Origin of the sequence: Phenylobacterium sp., assembly GCF_035475775.1 — a bacterium.
Lineage (GTDB): Bacteria > Pseudomonadota > Alphaproteobacteria > Caulobacterales > Caulobacteraceae > Phenylobacterium.
This window is the reverse complement of sequence record NZ_DATIMC010000069.1, coordinates 1-21,006: the sequence shown is the minus strand read 5'-3', so window position 1 is coordinate 21,006 and position 21,006 is coordinate 1. Positions and strand designations below refer to the sequence as shown.

General features: G+C 71.2%; 19 protein-coding genes and 1 tRNA gene. 9 read left to right on the top strand and 11 right to left on the bottom strand.

Annotated elements, in window-relative coordinates; translation table 11 throughout:
- On the top strand, positions 1 to 312 hold a 312-nt coding region (locus VLI41_RS08890), incomplete at its 5' end, for a LysR substrate-binding domain-containing protein (RefSeq protein WP_325267717.1).
- Between the two features lie 10 nt (positions 313 to 322).
- Here the strand turns inward: VLI41_RS08890 and VLI41_RS08885 are convergent.
- Positions 323 to 637, bottom strand: coding sequence for an Hpt domain-containing protein (locus VLI41_RS08885; RefSeq protein ID WP_325267716.1), 315 nt, complete (start codon positions 635 to 637; stop codon positions 323 to 325).
- A gap of 102 nt (positions 638 to 739) precedes the next feature.
- Between VLI41_RS08885 and VLI41_RS08880 the strand changes: the two genes are divergently transcribed.
- From VLI41_RS08880 to VLI41_RS08855, 6 genes are all read left to right on the top strand, one after another.
- Positions 740 to 815 (top strand) — tRNA-Lys (locus VLI41_RS08880).
- 157 nt (positions 816 to 972) lie between these two features.
- The gene (locus VLI41_RS08875; RefSeq protein WP_325267715.1) at positions 973 to 1,281 is read left to right on the top strand and encodes a hypothetical protein; all 309 of its coding nucleotides are present in this window, start codon (positions 973 to 975) and stop codon (positions 1,279 to 1,281) included.
- 6 nt (positions 1,282 to 1,287) lie between these two features.
- The gene (locus VLI41_RS08870) at positions 1,288 to 2,796 is read left to right on the top strand and encodes a fatty acid--CoA ligase family protein (protein WP_325267714.1); all 1,509 of its coding nucleotides are present in this window, start codon (positions 1,288 to 1,290) and stop codon (positions 2,794 to 2,796) included.
- A gap of 7 nt (positions 2,797 to 2,803) precedes the next feature.
- Entirely contained in the window at positions 2,804 to 3,790 is a 987-nt protein-coding gene (locus VLI41_RS08865; RefSeq protein WP_325267713.1) for an enoyl-CoA hydratase/isomerase family protein, read from the top strand.
- On the top strand, positions 3,787 to 4,806 hold the full coding sequence (locus tag VLI41_RS08860) for a CoA transferase (protein ID WP_325267712.1): 1,020 nt from the start codon (positions 3,787 to 3,789) through the stop codon (positions 4,804 to 4,806). The genes VLI41_RS08865 and VLI41_RS08860 overlap by 4 nt, the downstream gene beginning before the upstream one ends.
- On the top strand, positions 4,803 to 6,173 hold the full coding sequence (locus tag VLI41_RS08855) for an amidohydrolase family protein (RefSeq protein ID WP_325267711.1): 1,371 nt from the start codon (positions 4,803 to 4,805) through the stop codon (positions 6,171 to 6,173). Before VLI41_RS08860 ends, VLI41_RS08855 begins: the two co-directional genes overlap by 4 nt.
- Here VLI41_RS08855 and VLI41_RS08850 read toward each other — a convergent pair.
- The 6 genes from VLI41_RS08850 to VLI41_RS08825 all read right to left on the bottom strand — a co-directional run bounded on the left by VLI41_RS08850 (position 6,170) and on the right by VLI41_RS08825 (position 11,957).
- On the bottom strand, positions 6,170 to 6,910 hold the full coding sequence (locus VLI41_RS08850) for a glucose 1-dehydrogenase (protein ID WP_325267710.1): 741 nt from the start codon (positions 6,908 to 6,910) through the stop codon (positions 6,170 to 6,172). The genes VLI41_RS08855 and VLI41_RS08850 overlap by 4 nt on opposite strands.
- A complete protein-coding gene (locus tag VLI41_RS08845; protein WP_325267709.1) occupies positions 6,911 to 8,602 on the bottom strand; it encodes an AMP-binding protein in 1,692 nt (563 codons plus the stop codon).
- 55 nt (positions 8,603 to 8,657) lie between these two features.
- A complete protein-coding gene (locus tag VLI41_RS08840) occupies positions 8,658 to 10,028 on the bottom strand; it encodes a hypothetical protein (protein WP_325267708.1) in 1,371 nt (456 codons plus the stop codon).
- A gap of 92 nt (positions 10,029 to 10,120) precedes the next feature.
- Positions 10,121 to 10,981, bottom strand: coding sequence for a fumarylacetoacetate hydrolase family protein (locus tag VLI41_RS08835; RefSeq protein ID WP_325267707.1), 861 nt, complete (start codon positions 10,979 to 10,981; stop codon positions 10,121 to 10,123).
- A gap of 119 nt (positions 10,982 to 11,100) precedes the next feature.
- Complete coding sequence (locus VLI41_RS08830; RefSeq protein ID WP_325267706.1) at positions 11,101 to 11,361, bottom strand: SWIB/MDM2 domain-containing protein; 261 nt, start codon at positions 11,359 to 11,361, stop codon at positions 11,101 to 11,103.
- 134 nt (positions 11,362 to 11,495) lie between these two features.
- Positions 11,496 to 11,957, bottom strand: coding sequence for a hypothetical protein (locus tag VLI41_RS08825; RefSeq protein ID WP_325267705.1), 462 nt, complete (start codon positions 11,955 to 11,957; stop codon positions 11,496 to 11,498).
- Positions 11,958 to 12,109: 152 nt separating this feature from the next.
- On the opposite strand from VLI41_RS08825, the gene VLI41_RS08820 reads away from it, so the two are divergent.
- Entirely contained in the window at positions 12,110 to 13,744 is a 1,635-nt protein-coding gene (locus VLI41_RS08820; protein WP_325267704.1) for an acyl-CoA synthetase, read from the top strand.
- Here VLI41_RS08820 and VLI41_RS08815 read toward each other — a convergent pair.
- From VLI41_RS08815 to galE, 3 genes are all read right to left on the bottom strand, one after another.
- Complete coding sequence (locus tag VLI41_RS08815; RefSeq protein WP_414692537.1) at positions 13,719 to 14,129, bottom strand: helix-turn-helix domain-containing protein; 411 nt, start codon at positions 14,127 to 14,129, stop codon at positions 13,719 to 13,721. The genes VLI41_RS08820 and VLI41_RS08815 overlap by 26 nt on opposite strands.
- A gap of 155 nt (positions 14,130 to 14,284) precedes the next feature.
- Positions 14,285 to 16,543 carry a UDP-galactopyranose mutase gene (glf, locus tag VLI41_RS08810; protein ID WP_325267702.1) on the bottom strand — a complete coding sequence of 753 codons (2,259 nt, stop codon included), beginning with the start codon at positions 16,541 to 16,543 and terminating at the stop codon, positions 14,285 to 14,287.
- 305 nt (positions 16,544 to 16,848) lie between these two features.
- Positions 16,849 to 17,898, bottom strand: a complete 1,050-nt coding sequence (galE, locus tag VLI41_RS08805; protein WP_325267701.1) for a UDP-glucose 4-epimerase GalE — start codon at positions 17,896 to 17,898, stop codon at positions 16,849 to 16,851.
- A gap of 115 nt (positions 17,899 to 18,013) precedes the next feature.
- Between galE and VLI41_RS08800 the strand changes: the two genes are divergently transcribed.
- On the top strand, positions 18,014 to 20,266 hold the full coding sequence (locus VLI41_RS08800) for a family 1 glycosylhydrolase (RefSeq protein WP_325267700.1): 2,253 nt from the start codon (positions 18,014 to 18,016) through the stop codon (positions 20,264 to 20,266).
- 3 nt (positions 20,267 to 20,269) lie between these two features.
- On the opposite strand, the gene VLI41_RS08795 is transcribed toward VLI41_RS08800, so the two are convergent.
- Positions 20,270 to 20,899 carry a 2-dehydro-3-deoxy-6-phosphogalactonate aldolase gene (locus VLI41_RS08795; protein WP_325267699.1) on the bottom strand — a complete coding sequence of 210 codons (630 nt, stop codon included), beginning with the start codon at positions 20,897 to 20,899 and terminating at the stop codon, positions 20,270 to 20,272.
- Positions 20,900 to 21,006: the final 107 nt, after the last annotated feature.

Sequence of the window (21,006 nt, the reverse complement as noted above, 5' to 3'; positions counted from 1 at the left end):
GCCCGCGGGGTCAAGGGGATCGACGGCACGCGGGGGCCCAGGTTCAACCAGTCGAGCCTGGTGATCGAGGCGGCGGTGAACGGCCGCGGCGTGGCGCTCGCCAAACGCACGCTCGCCCAGGCCGACCTGGAAGCCGGCCGGCTGATCGCGCCGCTGCAGATCGCGACCCAGGTCGATTTCGCCTATTATCTGGTGCACCCGAAAGCCAAGGGCCGCCTGCCCCAGGTGAAGGCCTTCTCCAGCTGGATCGAGGCCGAGGCCAGGGTCCACGAGGAGGCGCTTCGCACCATCGACAACGGGGCCGGCATCTAGCGCGGCGGCCTCACGCCGCGCGGTAGGCGGCAATCTCCGCGAGCGCCGCATCCAGCGCCCCCACGACCTGCGGCAGCGCCTCCGCGCCCTGCTGCTCGGCCTGCGCGCAGACCTCGCCGAGAGCGTGGGCGCCGATCCCGCGCGCCGAACCCTTGAGCGTGTGGACCGCGTCGCGCCAGGCCGGATCCTCGGGCGCGAGATGCAGCCGCCAGATCGCGGCCTGCTCGGCGAACAGATCCAGGACCTCGCCCACGAGGCCCCGGTCGCCGGCCGCGAAGCGCTCCAGATAGGCGAAGTCCACCGCCCCTGCCACGCCCTCGCCCATGCCGTCCGGCGCTCCCTGCGTCCGCCTTGCCAATACCGCGTTTTCGCGTATTTTCCGCGCCCTCGCCGCCGGCCCCCCACTGCCCGGGTCCGGAGCCGGGACGGGTGTATAGCTCAGTTGGTAGAGCAGCTGACTCTTAATCAGCGGGTCGTAGGTTCGAATCCTACTACACCCACCATCCGGCCCGGGAGCCCCGGCCGCATGGTCTGGCGGCGCGCCGGCCTCTATGTATAAGGGGCTGCACAGACAGCCGAAAAAGCGCTGGAGCCGCGCGGCCGGGGCCTCACCGGATGCTGCGGAAAGCATCGCGAGGCCGCAGGGGAAGGAGTGAGCCCATGGAGTTGAAGCCCGGATCCCGCTGGAAGAGCGTGGTCTGCGACACCGAGGTCGTGGTGGTGCGGCCGCCGAAGACCGAGGCCGACCTGCGCTGCGGCGGCTATCCCATGATCCCCAACGCCGAACCCAAGCCGGAGGGCAAGACCCTCTCGCCCGACTTCGCCGAGGGCAGCCAGATGGGCAAGCGCTACGCCGACGACGAGACCGGGCTCGAGGTGCTGTGCGTCAAGCCCGGCGCCGGGACCCTCTCGGTCGGCGGCCGCCCGATCGGCGCGAAGGAAGCCAAGAAGCTGCCCGCCTCGGACTGACGCGCGATGCACACGGCGCTCCTCCTCGACATGATGGCCGACGCTGCGCCGGACCGCCTGGCGCTCGGCCGCAAGCGTGACGGCCTGACCTTCTACGAGGTGCGCCGGCGCGCGCACCATGCCGCCGAGTGGCTGCAGGCCAAGGGCGCAGGCACGGTGGTCTTCGTCGGCCTGAACGGGACGGCCCTGCCGATCGCCCTGTTCGCGGCCGGCATGCTGGCCAAGCCCTTCGCGCCGCTCAACTACCGCCTGCCCGACGCCGACCTGCAGAAGCTCTTGGCCCGCACCGCGCCGTCGGTCGCCGTCGTCGACGACGACATGGCGGGCCGCCTCGGCCGACCCGAGGGCGTGACCCTCGTCACCCGCTCCGCGTTCGAGATCGCCTGCAACCAGTCGGGACACTCGGAGGCGGCGTTCGACGAGGACCACGACATCGGCGTCCTGCTGTTCACCAGCGGCACCACAGGCGAGCCCAAGGCCGCGATCCTGCGGCACCGCAACCTCACCTCCTACGTCATCTCCACGGTGGAGTTCCTGGCTTCGGAGGCGGACGAGGCGGCGCTGGTCAGCGTGCCGCCCTACCACGTCGCCGGAGTGTCGGCGATCCTGACCGGGGTCTATTCCGGACGCCGCATCGTGCACCTCGAGACCTTCACGCCCGAGGCCTGGGTCGCCACCGCCGCCGAGGAGGCGATCACCCACGCCATGGTGGTGCCGACCATGCTGGGCCGCATCCTGGACGTGCTGGAGAAGAGCGGCGAAACCCTGCCCACCCTGAAGGCCGTCTCCTATGGCGGCGGGCGCATGCCGCCGCCGGTGATCGAGCGGGCCATGCGGCTGCTGCCGCACGTGGGCTTCGCCAACGCCTACGGCCTGACCGAGACCTCCTCGACTATCTCGATCCTCGGGCCCGACGACCATCGGGAGGCCATGGCCTCGTCCGATCCGAACATCCGCCGGCGTCTGGGTTCGGTGGGCCGGCCGCTGCCGTTCCTCGACGTGGAGATCCGCGGCCCCTCGGGCGAGGTGCTGCCGCCCGGCCAGTCTGGGGAGATCCATGTCCGCGGCGACCAGGTCTCGGGCGAATACGCCGGCAAGAAGGTGATCGACGCCGAGGGCTGGTTCGCGACCAACGACGGCGGCTGGATGGACGAGGACGGCTATCTGTTCGTGGAGGGCCGGCTCGACGACGTGATCGTGCGAGGCGGAGAGAACATCTCGCCCGGCGAAATCGAGGACGTGCTGCGGGGCCATCCGCAGGTGGCCGACGTGGCGGTGTTCGGCGCGCCCGACAACGAATGGGGCGAGACGGTCGCGGCGGTGATCGTGGCGAAGGGCGCCAGGCCGTCCACGGAGGATCTCGCCGGATGGGTCAAGGCGCGCCTGCGCTCCACCAAGACGCCGGAGGTCTGGGCGTTCCGCGACGCGCTGCCGTACAACGACACGGGCAAGCTGCTGCGCCGGCAGCTGAAGGCGGAGTTCGCAGGGCCGGCCAAGCAGCCCGCTTCGGCCTGACCCCGCCATGGCCGGCGCCGCCTTGGCCGAGCTGATCGCGCTGGGCGGCGCCGGCCTCAGCGTGAGCGAGCTCTCAGGCGGCGCCGAGGCCCCGCATGCGCCAGGCCCCGGGGTGGTCCGGATCGGGGTCCACCGTCATGGCGTGCGCCCCAGCGCCGGGCTCGAGCCCTTCGACATCCTGATCTCCGCCGACGCTTCGGCCCCGATCCCCTGGGTCGGCTGCGAGCCGGAGACGCTCGACGCGACGCTGCAGGGCTTGTGCGCGGCCATCGAGCGGCAGCCGGGCGCCGCCGCCGTCGCCGCCCAGGTGTTCCGCGCCACCCTGGCGCTCGCCTTCGACCAGGCGCTCGCCCTGGAGTCCCTGGCCTATTCCATGCTGCTGGCCTCGGCCGGCTTTCAGGCGTGGCGGGCCGCGAACCCGGCGCGCCGTCGCGATGAGCCGCCGGGCCCCCGCGTCCGCATCGAGCCGCAGGGGGAGGCGATCGCCATCCGCCTCGCCCGGCCGGCGGCGCGCAACGCCTTCGACGCGGCCATGCGGGACGAGCTCTGCGAAGCGCTGGCTTTCGTCCGCGACCATCCCGACGCGCCGCCGGTCATCCTCTGCGGCGAAGGCCCCGCGTTCAGCGCCGGCGGCGACCTCGCCGAGTTCGGCACGGCGAAGGACCCCGCCGAGGCGCACCTGATCCGCACCCTGCGCTCGCCCGCCCGGCTCGCTCATGACCTGGGGGACCGGCTGACCGCGCGCCTGCACGGCGCCTGCGTGGGCGCCGGGATCGAGGTTCCGGCCGCCGCGGCGCGCGTCATCGCGCTCGATGGCGCCTTCTTCCGGCTACCGGAGGTCACCATGGGCCTGATCCCCGGCGCCGGCGGCACGGCGACCATCCCGCGCCGCATCGGCCGCCATCGCGCGTGCTATCTGACGATCTCCGGCGTGGACCTCGATCTCGCGACGGCCCTCGCCTGGAAGCTGGTCGACGACCGGGTCGCGCCGTGAGCCCGATCGCCCCGGCGCTGGCGCAGCTCGCCGCCGAGGTCGCCCGCCTGACCGCCGCGCTCGGGCGCGAGGTGGACGTCTCTGCGCTTCGGATCACCGACCGCGCGGGCGTGCTGCCGCTCGCCGAGCCCGGCCGCGTCTCACCCAACGGGGCGACCCGGCTCATCGAGGCCGCCGATGGCTGGATCGCGGTGAATCTGGCGCGCGAGGAGGATCGGGAGCTCATCCCGGCCTGGCTCGGCATCGACGCGGGCGCCGAGCCCTGGCCCGCGATCGCCGAGGGCGCGCGCGCGCGGCCGTCGCGCGGCCTGATCGCTGATGCGGCGCTGCTGGGCCTGCCGGTTTCAGGGGTGGGCGAAATGGTCTCGGATGACCTTCAGGCGCCCCGCCTCCGCCTCGGCGCGCCGGCGCGCCGGTCCGCGCCCGCGAAGGTGATCGACCTCTCCGCGCTCTGGGCCGGGCCCATGTGCGGCGCCGTCCTGGCGGCCGCCGGCTGCGCGGTGAGCAAGGTCGAGAGCACGCGCCGAGCTGATCCCACCCGCCAGTCGACGCCGGAATTCTTCCGGCGCCTGAACGGTGCCAAGGCCGATCTCGCCTTCGACTTCTCGACGCCTGACGGCCGCCGGCGGCTGCGCGCCGAAATCCTCGCCGCCGATGTGGTGATCACCGGCGCCCGGCCGCGCGGTCTCGCCTCGCTCGGCCTCTCGATCGAGGAGCTGATGGCCGAGCGGGCCGGCCTCGTCTGGGTGGCGGTCACCGGCTACGGCTGGACCGGGCCGGACGCGGGCCGCGTGGCGTTCGGCGACGATGCGGCGGCGGCCGGCGGGCTGGTCGGCTGGGAGGCGGGCGCGCCGCGGTTCCTGGGCGATGCGCTCGCCGATCCGGTGACCGGCCTCGCCGCCGCCGTGGGCGCCCTGCAGGCCCTGCAGCAGGGCGGCGGCATGCTCGTCGACGCCGCCCTCGCGCGCTCGGCCGCCGCCGCCGCGGCGCTCTGCGGCTTCAGAGCCGCGGCGTGATCATCCGCAACGTGGAAGTCGAAGGCCGGGGAGGCCTCGACGTGCGCCTGGAGGCCGGCCGCATCGCCGCGGTCGGGCGCCGGCTCGGCGGCCGCGGCGACGACGACCTGGACGGTCGCGGCGGAGCGCTGATCCCAGGCCTGGCCGACCACCACATCCACCTCTTCGCCCTCGCCGCCCAGGCGGAGTCCGTCGACCTCGGCGAGGCCAAGGACGCGGCGGACATGGCCGCGCTTGTCCGCCATGCGGCCGGCGGCCGGCCCCCTGGCGCCTGGATCCGCGCCACCGGCTACCACGAGCGGATCGCCGGCGACCTCACGCGCGAGCGCCTCGATGAGCTGGCCCCGGCCCACCGCCTGCGCGTCCAGCACCAGACCGGCGCGCTCTGGGTGCTGAACAGCGCCGCCCTGGCCGCCGTCTCGGAAGGCGGCCGCCTGCCCGAGTTCGTCGAGCCGACAGGCCGCGTCTGGCGCGGCGACGCCTGGCTGCACGCGCGCCTGGGGGCCGAGGCGCCGCCGCTCGCGCCGACCGGCCGCCGGCTGGCGAGCTATGGGATCACGGCCTTGACCGACGCCAGCGTCACCACCGACGCCTCCGCCGCCGCGCGGCTGGCGCAGGCGCACCGCGCGGGAGAGCTGCCGCAGCGGCTGATGCTGATGAGCGGTGGCGCGCTGAGCGCACCGCAGGATGGCGCTTTCGCCGTCGGGCCGAGGAAGGTGCTGCTGGACGAGCACGACCTGCCCCCCATCGAAACCTTCGCAGGCTGGATCGGGGAGGCGCGCGCGGCGGGCCGCGTCACCGCCGTCCACTGCGTCACCGCCGCCGAGCTCGCACTCGCCCTGGCCGCCTTCGAAGCCGCCGGCGCGCGCCCCGGCGACCGGATCGAGCACGGCGGGGTGATCCCGCCGGCCGCCATCGGCCAGATCCGAGGACTGGGCCTGACCGTCGTCACCCAGTCGATCTTCATCCGCGACCGCGGCGACCGCTACGCCGCCGAGGTTCCGCGCGACGAGCAGGACGACCTCTACCGTTGCGCCACGCTGCGGGCCGGCGGCGTTCCGGTGGCCGGCAGCTCCGACGCCCCCTATGGCGCGCCCGACCCCTGGACCGCGATGGCCACCGCTGTGGATCGCAGGACGCGGAACGGACGGCTCATCGGCCCCGCCGAGCGGATCGCCCCCGCGGCGGCGCTCGCGCTCTATCTCGGCGACCCCGCCGATCCGGGCGGCCCGCCGCGCCGCGTGGCCGTGGGCGCGCCCGCCGACCTCTGCCTGCTGAAGGTCCCCCTCGCCGAGGCGCTCGCCGGCCCCTCGGCCGAGCTGGTGGCCGCGACCTTCGTCGCCGGCCGCCGCATCTGGTCGGGCTAAGCGCCCCCGTCGACGCGGATCACCGCCCCGGTGGTGAACGACGAGGCCGGGCTCGCCAGGTAGAGCGCGGTGGTCACCACCTCTTCCGGTCTGCCCGGTCGCCCCAGCGCATTGTTCGACCGCTCGCGGGCCTCGGCCGGCCAGGCCTTGGCGATGTCGGTCAGGAAGGGCCCGGCGCAGATCGCGTTGACCCTCACCTTCGGCGCGTACTCGCGGGCGAGCGACACGGTCATGGCGTTCAGCGCCGCCTTCGCGCCCGAATAGGGCACGACGCCCGGGCTCGGCGTGAGCGCCGCGATCGAGGAGACGTTGACGATCGCCCCGCCTTCGCCCTCGGCCATGCGCCGCCCAACCTGCGAGGCCAGCCGGAACGGGCCCTTGAAGTTCAATCCCACGACGCTGTCGAACAGCTGCTCGGTCACCTCGTGCGAGGCCATGGCCGGCGACATGCCCGCGTTGTTGACCAGGATGTCGATGCGTCCGAACTCGGCGTAGGCCGCCGCGATCAGCAGGTCGATGTCGCCCCATTTCGCCGCGTGGGCGGCATAGGCGAAGGCGCGCCGGCCCATCGCCCGCACCTCCGCGGCCGCCGCCTCGCACGCGTCCAGCTTGCGGCTGGTCACGACCACGTCGGCGCCCCGCTCGGCGAAGGCGCGGACCATCTGCAGGCCGAGGCCCCGGCTGCCGCCGGTGATGAGGGCCACCTTGCCGGAGAGGTCGAAGAGCGGATCCGTCACTCAGGCCGTCGCCATCTGCTCGAGGCCGAGCTCCTTGATCATCGCCTGGCGGATCTCGAACTTCTGGATCTTGCCGGTGACCGTCATCGGGAAGCTCTCCACGAAACGGACGTAGCGCGGGACCTTGTAGTGGGCGATCTGGCCCTTGCAGAAGCCGACGATCTCGGCCGCCTCGCAGCTTTCGCCCGCCCGCAGCTTCACCCAGGCGCAGATCTCCTCGCCGTACTTCACGTCGGGCACCCCGACCACCTGCACATCCGCCACCTTCGGATGGCGGAACAAGAATTCCTCGACCTCCCGCGGATAGACGTTCTCGCCGCCGCGGATGATCATGTCCTTGATGCGCCCGACGATGTTGCCGTAGCCCTCAGCGTCGAGGGTCGCGAGGTCGCCGGTGTGCATCCAGCCCTCGGCGTCCACGGCCTCCGCGGTCTTCTCCGGATCGTCCCAATAGCCCAGCATCACGGAATAGCCGCGAGTGCAGAACTCGCCCGACGTCCCTGCCGGGACCACGGCGCCCTCGGCATCGACGACCTTCACCTCCAGGTGCGGTTGCACCCGGCCGATCGTGGAGACCCGCCGCTCGATCGGATCGTCCACCGAGGTCTGCATGCTGACCGGGCTGGTTTCGGTCATGCCATAGGCGATGCCGACGTCGCGCATGTGCATGCGCTCGATGACTTTCTTCATCACCTCGATCGGGCAAGGGGAGCCCGCCATGGTGCCGGTACGCAGCGAGGTGAGGTCGAAGCGGTCGAACTCCGGATGCTCCAGCTCGGCGATGAACATGGTCGGCACGCCGTAGAGCGCCGTGCAGCGCTCGGCCTCCACCGTCGCCAACGTCGCCAGCGGATCGAAGCCCGCTTCCGGGTAGATCATGGCGGCGCCATGCACGCAGCAGGCGAGATTGCCCATGACCATGCCGAAGCAATGGTAGAGCGGCACCGGAATGCAGAGCCGGTCGCCTTCGCGCAGGCCCATGGCGAGGCCGGTGTAATAGCCGTTGTTGAGGATGTTGCGATGCGACAGCGTCGCGCCTTTGGGCAGGCCTGTGGTGCCGCTGGTGAACTGGATGTTGATCGGCTGGTTGCGGTCCAGGCTGCGGGCGATCTCCGCCGCCCGCGCCCGCTCCGCCGCGCCGCCGCGGCCGGCGAGGTCCTCGAAGCCGAACCAGCCCGGACGCGGCGCAGAGCCGACGACGATGACGCTGCGCAGCTCGGGGACGCGGCCGGCCCGCAGCTCGCCCGGCGCCGCGCCGGCGATCTCCGGCGCGAGGGCCTCGACCATGGCGACGTAGTCGCTGGCCTTGAAGCGGTCGGCGCAGACCAGCGCCGCCACGCCGACCTTGTTGAGCGTGTACTCGAGCTCGGCGGCGCGGTAGGCGGGGTTGATGTTCACCTGGATCAGCCCGACGCGGGCGGTGGCGAACTGGGTGAGCGTCCACTCCGCGCAGTTGGGCGCCCAGACGCCCACGCGGTCGCCAGGCTCGAGCCCCAGCGTCAGCAGGCCAGCGGCGAGCTGGTCGGCCCGCTCGAGCAGCTCCGCCCAGGTCCAGCGCACGCCCTGGCGCCGCGAGACCAAGGCCTCGGCGTCCGGCCACCGCGCCGCGGCCAGGGCCAGCGCCTCGCCGATCGTGTGCTCCAGGATCGGCGGATGTTCCCCGCCCTTGGCGTAGCTGAGCCGGTGCGCCATCGCAGGACCTCCTCTGGCCAGGCCGGCGAGCCTAGCACGAAGTCGGCCCGCGGCTTCAGCCCGCCGCTTCGCGCGCGATGCTCACGTGCGTCGCCCCCAGCAGGCCGAGCTCGCCGGCGCGCCGCTCCGAGGCCGCCTGATAGATCATCGCCGAGCGGGCGATCCGCTTGGCGGCGTGGATGGCCGGACCGGCCCAGGCGACGAACTCCCCGTCGCTGAGATCCGGCGGGCACTCGAAGGAGAGCCCCCGAAGTCCGGTTCCCTTCAGGGGGCCCATGACGGCCGGCGTGGGCGTCAGCAGCCGTCCCACCACCAGCAGCGCGAACGGCTGGATCAGCGACACCGCGGAAAGCAGGGCGCTGGAGGGCACGCCTTCGATGTCGCAGATCTCGCAGATCACGCCGCAGCGAACCAGCCGGCCGGCTTCGCGCAAGGGCGGGACGAGTTCGGCGCGCCCGCGCTGGCTGGCGAGACTGGCGTAGGACAACGGGACGATCAGGCTGAGCTGCGACTCGCCGGCGCCGTCGTGCTGCAGGCGGTCGATGCCACGCGCGATGGTCGCGAGGTCCACCCGCAGCAGATCCGCGGCCGAGAGGTTGGAGACCGCGACAGGCGCCAGCTCCTCCTGCGTGCGGGTCACCACCACGCGACGGATCATGCGGAATCCGATGCGGCTGAAGCCCTTCAGCTCAAAGACCGGCTCCAGGCTCGCGCTGACCCGCAGTTGGCGCCCGTCATTGGCGACGAACGGGGACCAGCGGTCCACGACCTGGCCCTCGCTCTGGCGAGCAGGCTCGGCATGTCCGGCGATCTGCACCGGGGCGCCCCCGCCCGCCGCGGCGCCGGGCGATTCGGAGCCTGTATCGCGCGCGGAGGGAGCGACCGGGTCGGCCGCGCCGCTCAGGATCGCCTCCTCGCGGTCAGCGACGTCGCTCGCCCGCACGTCCATGGGCTTGGCTTCGAGGTTCGCGCCGGCGATGCGGGTCACCTGCAGCACGCCCACGCCCGCCAGATGCGCATCGCCCAGAAAATGATTGAGGATCTCGCGCAGGTAGCGCAGGCACGCCGCCTGGGCGGCAAGGCGGTTGAGCTCTGGCTGCACCACCAGGAAGTCGCTGCCCGAGACCCGGACGCTCAGACCCCGCGCGCCGACCCCGCGCTCGATGACCCGCGCGGCGAAATCGTAGACCTGGTCCTGGCGCAGCGACCAGCGGGCGCCGAGCCGCTTCTGCACAGCTTCCAGCGAGATCAGGTTGACCTTGCCGGCGGCCAGCAAGGTGCGATCGCTGAACCGCTCGAGCGACGCCTCAAGGCTGGCCGAGACGACGCGCGGGATGATCTCGCCAGCGGGCGCGGGCCCTGCGAGCGCGTCCGCCGGCCCCGGCCCTGCGGGGATCGCGGTTCGGACCTGCTCGGCGGAGGCCATGACGCTGCTTTCACTGACGTACAGGTGGCGGACCGGCTGATGATCGCGGTAAAGTTTTAACGGTCCATTCACGCCGATAGCGCGAGCGTCGCTCAGCCCGCGGCGATCGGATTGCGCAGGACCCCGATGCGCTCGATCTCCACCTCGCAGACATCGCCCGGCTTCATCCACACGGGCGGACGGCGCGCGAAACCGACGCCGGCGGGCGTTCCCATCACCAGCACGTCGCCGGGGACCAGCGTCATCGCCTGGCTCACATAGGCGATCGTCTCGGCGACCCCGAAGATCATCTCGGCGGTATCGGCGACCTGCATCGCCTCGCCGTTGAGGCGCGTCTGAAGTTTCAGCCCCGCCGCGCCCTCGGGCAGCTCGTCGGCGGTGACCAGTTCCGGCCCGAAGCCGCCGGTCGCATCGAAGTTCTTGCCGAGCGTCCACTGCGAGGCGCGCATCTGGAAATCGCGCACGGAGCCGTCATTGAACACCGAATAGCCGGCGACCGCGGCCAGCGCCTGCTCGCGCGGGGTGTTGCGGCAGTTGCGCCCGATCACCACGGCGAGCTCGCCTTCGAAGTCCAGCGCGCTCGAAACCGCCGGCCTCACGATCGGTGCGCCGTGGGCGACGAGCGACTGGGCGGTCCGCAGGAAGATATTCGGCGCCGCCGGCTTCTCCAGGGCGCTCTCGGCGGCATGGTCGGGATAGTTCAGGCCCAGGCAGATGATCTTGCCGGGCTCGGGGATGGGGGGCAGCAGGCTCACCGAGGCCATCGGCCGGCGAGCCTCGGATCCGGCGTGCGCGGCCGCGGCCCGGGCGCGCTCCACGCCGTCGGCGAGGCCGAGAATTCCGATCAGGCTCGCCGGAAGCTCGGGCGCAGCGATCGCCAGGTCCACCAGATCCTCGCCCCGGCGAACGCCCACGTGCGCGGCTTCGCCGGAACGGAATGTCGCCAGCCGCATGGATCGCCTCCTGGACCGGCGCTAAAGGCACGAAGAAGCCCCGCACGGCAAGACGCCGGCGAGGTCCTTCGCTCTCCGTGCGGCTCGTCCGCAGCCTCTCCCGCCGCGGCGACCGGAGGCTATTTCAGGTGCTGCGCCAGGTGCTTGTTCATCTCGAACATGCTCACCCGGTCCTTGCCGCCGAACACCGGCTTCAGCTTGGCGTCGGCGACGATCTCGCGCTTGTTCTGCGGATTCTGCAGGTTGTTCTTCTTGATGTAATCCCAGATCTTCGAGACGCACTCGCCCCGGGACAGTTGGCCAGAGCCGACGACCGCCGCGAGCTGCGGCGACGGAGTCATGGGCTTCTGCAGCGCGTTGTTCTTCTTGGTGTCGGCCATTGGGCTCCCCCAGCTAAAGTCAGGCGCCTCGCACGCCGAAGGACGTGACTGAGTCGCTTCGCGGTATGCTACGTGGCGCGCGCGCCTAGCGCCACACGAATGCAACGCTTGCGCGCGGGAACCCCGGAGCGCCGTCAGACCGGCCGGTAAGCGCCGCCTTCCTCGTCGCCGCGGGTTCCAGGCGCGCCGTAGGGCCGCACCCCGCGCTCGGCGTCATCGTAGATCTCGGCGGTCGCCGCCTCGGTCACGGGATCCAGCCGCTTGTCGCGCGTCGCCCACCGCGCCGCGCCATAGGCGATGGCGATGCCCAGCACGATGAAGCCGAAGACGCCGATCAGGAAGAAGCCGGCGCCGCTGGAATCGAGACCGCCCATCAAGGTGTTGTGGCCGCCCTGCGCCAGCGCGTGGAGGATGCCCGCGTCGATGGTCATGGAGAACACCCAGAAGGCGAAGGCGAGCGCCCAGGCGAGCCACAGGAATATCTGCGCCCCCACGTCGCCGTAGCCGCGCCGGGCCTCCTGCGCACGGTCCGCCTCCCGGCCGGCTTCGCGCCGGGAGTGCGGGGTGGTTCCGTCGGAATAGGCGTCGGTGGTCATGATCGGGGCTCTTCCAGGGGTTCGCCGGACGCGCCGGCCTCGCGGGTCAAACCCGAAGCGCGGCTCGGCCGTTCCGGCGCGGGGGCGTTGACTTCCCCACCGTCCGGCCCGCCAATCGGATCGGAAAACCACAACAGTTCGGGAGGATGGCGATGACGTCTTGGACCTTCGCCGACGTTTGGGAAGCCATTGCGGCGGCGCAGCCGGACCGTCCCGCCCACATCCAGGGCGAGCGGGTGGTGAGCTGGCGCCAGTTCGATGCGCGGGCCGATGCGCTGGCCGCCCATCTCGTCGCTGCGGGCCTGGGCCAGCAAGCGAAGATCGCCGCCTACCTCTACAACGGCCCGGAATACATCGAGACCTACTTTGCGGCCTTCAAGGGCGGCTTTGCGCCGGTCAACACCAACTACCGCTACGGCCCCGAGGAGCTGATCTACCTGTTCGACAACGCCGATGCCGAGGCGATCGTCTTCCACGCGGGCTTCGAGGAGACCATCGAGATCATCCGCGCCCGCCTGCCGAAGGTGAAGGCCTGGATCGCGGTGGCCGAACCCGGCCACGACGCGCCGGCTTGGGCGGCCGACTACGAGACCGTCGTCGCGCAGACCAACGCCAGGCGCCCGGCGAAGGGACCCTGGGGGCGCTCGCCCGAGGATCTGCTGTTGCTCTACACCGGCGGCACGACCGGCATGCCGAAGGGCGTCATGTGGCGACAGGACGACCTGTTCAACGTGATCGGCGCGGGGGGCAATGTGGCGGCGGGCCTCGCGCCTGCGACCTCGATTCCGGAGCTGCTCGGCCGCATCGGCTCGGCCGAGATGCCGCAGCCGACGACGCTGGTCGCCTGCCCGCTGATGCACGGCACAGGGCAGTTCTCCTCCTTCATCACGCTGAACATCGGCGGCACGGTCGCCACCCTCCCGTCGCGCAAGTTCAACCCGATCGAGCTGTGGAACGAGGCCGAGCGGCTGAAGGCCACCAACATCGTCATCGTGGGCCTGGCCTTCTCGACGCCCATGCTGGAGGCGCTGGAGGCCAACCCCGGCCGCTGGGACCTGTCCTCGGTCAAGGTGATGAGCTCCTCCGGCTCCATGTGGAGCCAGGAGAACAAGCGCGGCCTGCTCAGCCACTGCAGGAACGCCATCATCATGGACTCTTTCGGCTCGTCGGAAGCGGTCGGCATGGGCATCTCCGCCTCGGCGCCGGGCCAGGAGGTGCAGACCGCCGCCTTCGCGCTCGGCCCCAATTGCGGGGTGTTTTCCGAGGACGACCGCCGGATCGAGCCCGGTTCGGGCGAGCGGGGCCTCGTCGCGGTCACGGGCTTCCTGCCGATGGGCTACTACAAGGACGAAGAGAAGACGGCCAAGACCTTCAAGACGCTGGAAGGCAAGCGCTGGAGCGTGCCGGGCGACTGGGCCGAGGTGAACGCCGACGGCACCTTGAAGCTCCTCGGCCGCGGGTCGGTCTGCATCAACACCGGGGGCGAGAAGGTTTTCCCCGAAGAGGTGGAGGAGTCGCTGAAGACCCACGCGCACGTGCGAGACGCCGTCGTGGTTGGCGTACCCGACCCCCGCTTCGGCGAGCGGATCTGCGCGGTCATCGAGCCCGAGGGCGGCGCCGAGCCGAGCCTCGCTGAACTGTCAGAGCACGTGCGCAATCACCTGGCCGCCTACAAGGCGCCGCGCGAGCTGGTGGTCGTGGACTCGATCGGCCGCGCGCCTAACGGCAAGGTCGACTACAAGGCCGTCAAGGAGCGCGCGCTCAGGGCGTTGAACGAACCGGCGTGAGCCCCGCCTCGCCGGCCTGGGTCGTGGCCCAGTCGCGGCGCTCGGCGGCCAGGCTGCGGATGAAGTCCACCAGCGCGGCGCGCGCCTGACCGCGCGGCAACTCCGCAAATGCGTGCAGCAATTCGAGGGCGCCGGGCTGGGCCAGGAGGACGGCCACCTCGTCGATCGCCCCGCTGGCTGGCGAGACCTCCCCGAACAGTTCCGAGATCGGCGTCTTCAGGGTGGCGGCGATGCGCGACAGCATGGACGCGGACACCCGGTTCGCGCCGCGCTCGTATTTCTGAATCTGCTGGAAGGTGACCCCGGCGGCGTCGGCCAGCGCCTGCTGGGAGAGCCCGCGAATCTTGCGCAGCAGGCGGATGCGCGCGCCCACCGCCAGGTCCACGGGATCGGCGAAGCTCTCCGGCTCTCGGTCCGCGGGTCGGCTCGTTTCGCGATCGTTTCGGCTCATCTTCGCCCTCGCCGAGCGCAACCTTCAGCATTGCGTCGCGGATTGCAAGATCGGCCGCTCCAGGCGGCGCATGAGGATCGAGGCAGGCCTCAGTTCGCCGCCACCGCGCGCGCCGCCGACTGCGCGGCGATGACCGCCCGGCCCTCGCGCTCGGCCATGCGCCGGAAGGTCGCCAGCGCCTGGCCCACCACCTGATCCATGTTGTAGTAGCGGTAGGTGGCGAGCCGCCCCACGAACTGGACGTTGGGCGTGTCCAGCGCCAGCGCCTCGTAGCGTTTGTAGAGGGCCTGGTTCTCCGGCCTCGGCACCGGATAATAGGGATCGCCGTCCGCCTTCGGGAACTCGTAGGTGATGGTGGTCTTGCGGCATGCCTGGCCGGTCATGTGCTTGTATTCGCTGATCCGGGTGTAGGGCGTGGCCTCGTCGGGATAGTTCACGGTGCCGACCGGCTGGAACCACTCCCTTTCCAGGGTCTCGTGGCGGAATTCCAGGCTGCGGTACGGCAGCCTGCCGAACCGGTGCTCGAAGTACTCGTCGATCGGCCCGGTGAAGATCAGACGGTCGTAATCGGCCTCCTCGCGGACGTCCTCGAACTCGACGCCGAGCTCGAGCGTGACGCCGGCCTGGTCCAGCATGTTCTCGAACATCCGCGTGTAGCCCTCGGCGGGCATGTTCTGGAACTTGTCGGTGAAGTAGCGGTCGTCGGTGTTGGTCCGCGTCGGCACCCGCGCGGTGACGCTCTTGTCCAGCTCCGAGGGATCCATCCCCCACTGCTTACGGGTGTAGCCTCGGAAGAAGGTCTCGTAGAGCTCGCGGCCGACCTTGGAGATCACCACGTCCTCCGAGGTCCCGATCCTCTCGACCGGCTCGGCGCGGCTCTCGAGATAGGCCTCCGCCGCTTCGTCCGTCTGCAGGTCGAGGCCGTAGAGGAGGTTGAGCGTGGTCCGGTTGATCGGGATCGGCACATGCAGGCCGCCTCTCACGCAAGCCAGAACCCGGTGCTCGTAGGGCCGCCATTTCGTGAATTGCGACAGGTAGTTGGCGACCTCTTCTGAATTCGTGTGGAAGAGGTGCGGACCATATTTGTGCATCAGGACGCCGGCCGCGTCCTTCTCGTCGTAGGCGTTGCCGCCGATGTGCGGGCGCTTGTCGATCAGCAGCACCCGCTTGCCGAGCTGGCTGGTCAGGCGCTCGGCCAGCACCGAGCCGGCGTAGCCCGCGCCCACGATCAGATAGTCGAAGGGCTTGCGGCGCGAAGACGGCCGGATCACCGGCGCGGCGAGGTCGTTGGCCAGCAGCCTGGGGCTGCGCAGGGCCGCCGCGCGGGTGATCTCCAGGTTCATCCGCGCGAAGGTCTCGTCCCAGGAGATGGCGGAGAGCGCAGCGTCCACCGCCTTGAGCCACGGGCCCCTCGTCCGCGACAGCGCCAGCGCCTGGTCGCAGGCCTCGATGAAGGCGTGGGGATCGCCCGCGATCTTCACCGCCTCCAGCTCGCCGTAGTGCCGCGCCACATCGACGATCGGCGTCGAGACCACCGGCCGGCCGGCGGCCAGGTACTCCGGCGTCTTCGTGGGTGAGATGAAGCGGGTGGATTCGTTGATGGCGAAGGGCATCAGCGCCACGTCCCAGCCCGCGAGATACTTCGGCAGCGCGTCGTAGGGCTTGCCGCCCAGGTAATGGAGGTTCGGCCGTCTAGGCAGGTCCTCCGGGCTGATCTTCACCACCGGGCCCACGATCACCAGGCTCCATTCGGGCCTCGCATCAGCGAGCGCGGCTAGCAGGCCGAGGTCCATGCGCTCGTCCACCACCCCGTAGAAGCCGAACCGCGGCCAGGGCAGCCCGGCCTGATCCGACGGTTCCGCGCGATGCGTGCGCGCCTTGGCGAAGTGCGCCCGGTCCACGCTGGAGGGGAAGGGATGGATGTTGCGATGCCGGTCCCGCTTGGCCTCCCAAAGGGAATAGCCGCCGGTGAAGACCACGTCGGCCACGGCCATCAGCTCGCGTTCCAGGAGCGTCAGCTCGGGCGGGGCGAACTTGAAGTTCGCCAACTCGTCCATGCAGTCATAGATCGTGCATACCGCCTCCAGATGCCGCGAGAACGGCAGCATCATGGGCGTGTAGTACCAGCGGATGATGTCGCCCTCGATCGCGGCCATAGCCCCGTCAAGCAGGCCCTTGAGGATCTCGTCACGGTCGCCGGCATCCAGTCCGGGCGGCAGGATGGGGGTCAGCACCATGACCCCGCTTTCGGTGCAGACGTCGCTCTGCAGGGTCGGAGTCAAACCCGCCACGCCCTCGAGCGGCTCCTCCCAGAAGATCACCCGCCGCGTTTTGGCGAAACGCCTCATCAGGTGCTGCGGGCGTTGAAAGACGAAGTTCCAGCGCAAATGAGAAAAGCAGATGACTGTCTGACGCCCTCGCGAACGCGGCCCGATCGGAATTGAAAACGACGCACCGTCACCGGCGCTCGGGAACTGCTGCGAGTTCAAGGCGCATTCCTTTGTTGAATTATGACACACGAAGCCCGCTTGACTAATTCGCAGGCTCCGCAATGGTTCCTCGCTCGCAGCCCCGGGTTGCTGGAATTCTCAAGTAATCGGGAGACCAGGGCTGGGCGCCAGCCGCAACGGTCAAGTTTTTGTCGGCCAGCCGACTATCGAGGCGCCGCCTGAACCGTCCGGCCGGCGGCCCGCGCGCCCGTCGAATAGGCAGGCTGAGCCTCCCACCTGAGCGCGTCGGCGACGATTTGGTCAAGCTCCGATCGCTCGGCGGCCCAGCCCAGCAACTCGCGCGCGTAGCTGGGATCGGCCACCAGGCTCGGCGGATCGCCGGCCCGGCGCGCGCCGATGGCGTGCGGCACAGGCCGTCCCACGGCGCGGGCGACCGCCGCCACCACCTCCAGCACGGAGCGGCCCTGGCCTGCGCCGACATTGGCCGTCTCGAAGCATCCGGCCGCCAGATCGGCTTTCAGCGCCGCCACATGCGCCGCAGCCAGATCGTTCACGTGAATGTAGTCGCGCAGGCATGTCCCGTCGGGCGTGTCGTAGTCCGTGCCGAACACGCTCAGCGCCGGACCCCGGCCGAGCGCCGCGGCGATGGCCAGCGGGATCAGGTGCGTTTCCGGCTCGTGCGCCTCGCCGATCGCGCCCGACGGGTCCGCGCCGGCCGCGTTGAAGTAGCGCAGCGCCACGGCCGACAGGCCATAGGCCCGGCATTCCGCCGCAATCATCCACTCGCAAGCCAGCTTGGTGTCGCCATAGGGGCTGGCGGGCGCCTTGGGCGCCGCCTCGGGGATGGTTTCCAGCGGCCCGCGCCCGCCCTGACCGTAGACGGCCGCGCTGGAGGAGAAGACCAGCCGGTCGACGCCCCGGTCACGGATCGCCGCGAGCAGCGAGATCGTGCCGCCGACGTTGACGTCCCAGAACAGATCCGGCCGCACGACCGAGCGGCCGACCTCGATCAACCCGGCGAAGTGGATCACCGCCTTGATCCGGTGCGCTTCGACGGTTTCGGCCAGCGCGCGCCCGTCGCGGATGTCCCCGTGCACGAACTCGCCCCAGCGGACCGCCTCGCGGAAGCCGGAGGAGAGATCGTCATAGACGACCGGAAAATAGCCCTGCTCATGCAGGGCCTTGGCGGTGTGCGCGCCGATGTAGCCGGCTCCGCCTGTGACCAGCACGGCGGGCTTCGATCCCCGATTCATGGCGGGATAATCGGTCCGACTGATTTCAGGTTCCAGCCCAAAGGCCCGGATTTTTGGAACAATCTTGCTCCAGCTGGGCTTACCATGCGGGATGTCGCGGGAAAGCCAGGGTGTAATGCAACCGCTTGAGCTGTGGGGCGGTCACGAGTGCAGCGTGAACCGCGTCGGCGGCGTGTTCCACGATCAGACCATCCGCTCGGGGCACCAGCACCGGATCGAGGATCTGGAGCGCTTCGCCGCTCTCGGCATCCAGGCGCTGCGCTATCCTGTGCTCTGGGAGCGCATCGCGCCGCAGCGTCCGGACAAGCAGGACTGGGCCTGGACCGACCGCCGGCTCGCCCGCATCCGCGCGCTCGGCCTGCGCCCCATCGCCGGGCTGCTGCACCACGGCAGCGGGCCCAAGCACACCAACCTGCTGGACGAGAGCTTCGCCGAAGGCTTCGCCCGGTTCGCCCGCGCGGCGGCGGAGCGCTATCCCTGGATCGCCGAGTGGACCCCGATCAACGAGCCGCTCACCACCGCGCGCTTCTCGGCGCTCTACGGCCACTGGCACCCGCATCTGAGCGACGAGCCGATGTTCTGGGCGGCGCTGCTCAACGAGATCGACGCCACCCGGCTCGCGATGCGCGAGATCCGCGCCGTGCGTCCCGACGCGCGACTGATCCAGACCGAGGACCTGGGCCGCACCTACGCCACCCGCCCGGTCGCCGACCAGGCGAACTTCGACAACACCCGGCGCTGGATGACCTGGGACCTGCTGGCGGGGCTCGTGACCCCGGAGCATCCGTTCTGGGCGCGCCTGGAGGGCTTCGGCCTCGGCGACCGGCTGCGCGCCATCGCCGACGACCCGTGCCCGCCGGATGTCATCGGCCTCAACCACTACCTCACCAGCGACCGGTTCCTCGACCATCGCATCGAGGCCTATCCGCCGGAAAGGATCGGCGGCAACGGCGACATGGCTTTCGTCGACGTGGAGGCCGTGCGGGTCGCCCTGCCGGGCCCGGGCGGCCTGGAAGGCGCGCTGGAGGAAGCCTGGGCGCGGTACAGGATTCCGCTGGTGGTCAGTGAATCGCACAACGGCTGCACCCGCGAGGAGCAGGTGCGCTGGCTGCGCGAGGCCTGGGAGACTGCGCTGGCGCTCCGCGGCCGCGGCGTGGATGTGCAAGCGGTCACCGCCTGGGCGCTGCTGGGGACCTTCGACTGGAACAGCCTGCTCACCCGACATTCCGGCCACTACGAAGTGGGCGCCTTCGATGTCCGCAGCGACCCGCCGCGGCCGACGGCGCTCGCCGCCGAGATCGCCCGCCTGGCCAAGGGCGGGGCGCCGCATCCGGCGACGCAGGGGCCGGGCTGGTGGCGGCGCGACCTGCGCCTGCAGTTCCGCCCGGTGTTCCGCACGGTCGAGACGCCGGAGCCGAAGCGCGCCTGGAGCACGCCGGCCGCGGCCGCACATCCGCTGCTCATCGCCGGGGCGACCGGCACGCTCGGCAAGGCCCTGGCGCGGGCCTGCGAGTGGCGCGGGATCGCCTACCGGCTCACCGGCCGCGCCGAGCTCGCGCTGGACGATGCGGCCTCGATCGCCCGCGCACTGGACGAGACGCAACCCTGGGGCGTGATCAACGCGGCGGGCTGGGTGAGGGTAGACGCCGCTGAGATCGACCCGGACGGCTGCCTGGCCGCGAACACGGCCGGCGCCGTTCGCCTGGCCAGGGCCTGCGCCGAGCGCGACGTGGCCTTCGTCGGCTTCTCCTCGGACCTGGTGTTCGACGGCGAGAGCGCCCGCCCCTATCTGGAGAGCGACGCGCCCGCGCCGCTCAACGTCTATGGCCTCAGCAAGCTGCGCGCCGAGGCGCAGATCCTGGCGCTCGGCGGACGGATGCTGATGCTCCGCACCGCGGCGTTCTTCTCGCCCTTCGATCCCTACAATTTCGCCGCCCACGTCGTGCGCACGCTCGGGCATGAGCAGACGCTGGCGGCGGCCTCCGACCTGGTGGTCTCGCCGACCTACGTTCCGGACCTCGTGGAAATGACCCTGGACCTGATGCTCGACGGCGAGACCGGCCTGCGCCACCTCGCCAACGAGGGCGCGGTCTCCTGGGCCGAGTTCGCCCGCCTGATCGCCGGCGCGCTCGGATTGAACGACGGCCTCATCCGCGCCGTCCCGGCCGCCAGCTTCGGCTGGCCCGCGGCGCGGCCGGCCTTCGCCGCGCTCGGCACGGAGCGCGGCGAGATCATGCCCGCCCTGGACAACGCCATCGCCCGCTATGCGGCCATGGTGGCCGAGGTGGAGTTCAGCGGCGAGGCCGAGGCGGTCGTCGAGGGCGCGCTCGCCAACCAGCCGGTTCGGCCGAGCGCCCAGGTGAGCTGAGCCTCAGGCCGCCGGCAGCCCGCGCACCGCGGCGATGACGCGGCGCGCCTTGTCGGAGGTCTCCGCGACGGACTGGCCGGCCCGGTAGAGCTCGCCGCCCAGGCCGAAGGCGCGTACGCCGGCGGCCCACCAGGCCGCCAGGTCCTCGGCCCCCACGCCGCCCACCGCCCAGATGCTGACCTCGGCCGGCAGCACGGCCTTCAGCTGCTTGACGTGACCCGGACCGTAGGTCGCCGCCGGGAACAGCTTGAGGCGCCTCGCGCCGGCCTCGATGGCCGTGAAGGCCTCGCTGGGCGTGGCGAACCCCGGCAGAGGGTCCAGCCCGAGGGCGACGGCTCGCCGGATCACCTCAGGGGCGGTGTTCGGCGCAACCACGATCCGCCCGCCGGCGGCGGCGATGCGCTCGACGTCCTGGGCGCGCAGCACCGTGCCCCCGCCGGTCACCATGCGCTCGCCAAACCTTTCGGACAGCCGCCGGATGCTCTCGATCGGCTCCGGCGAGTTGAGCGGAACCTCCACGCCGCGCACCCCGGCGTCGTAGAGCGCCTGGGCGTGGTCGAGGATCTCGTCGGGGCGGACCCCGCGCACGATCGCCACCACCGGGGCTTCCTCAATCGCCTCATCGAGGGTCATCGCCGCGCTCCTGACCGGTAAAGCGAGAAGAGGCCGGCAAGGGCCGCGGCTTCGCCGTCGAAGCTCTCGCTCGCCACGCCGCGGGCGTCCAGCGCCCGGCGGTAGCG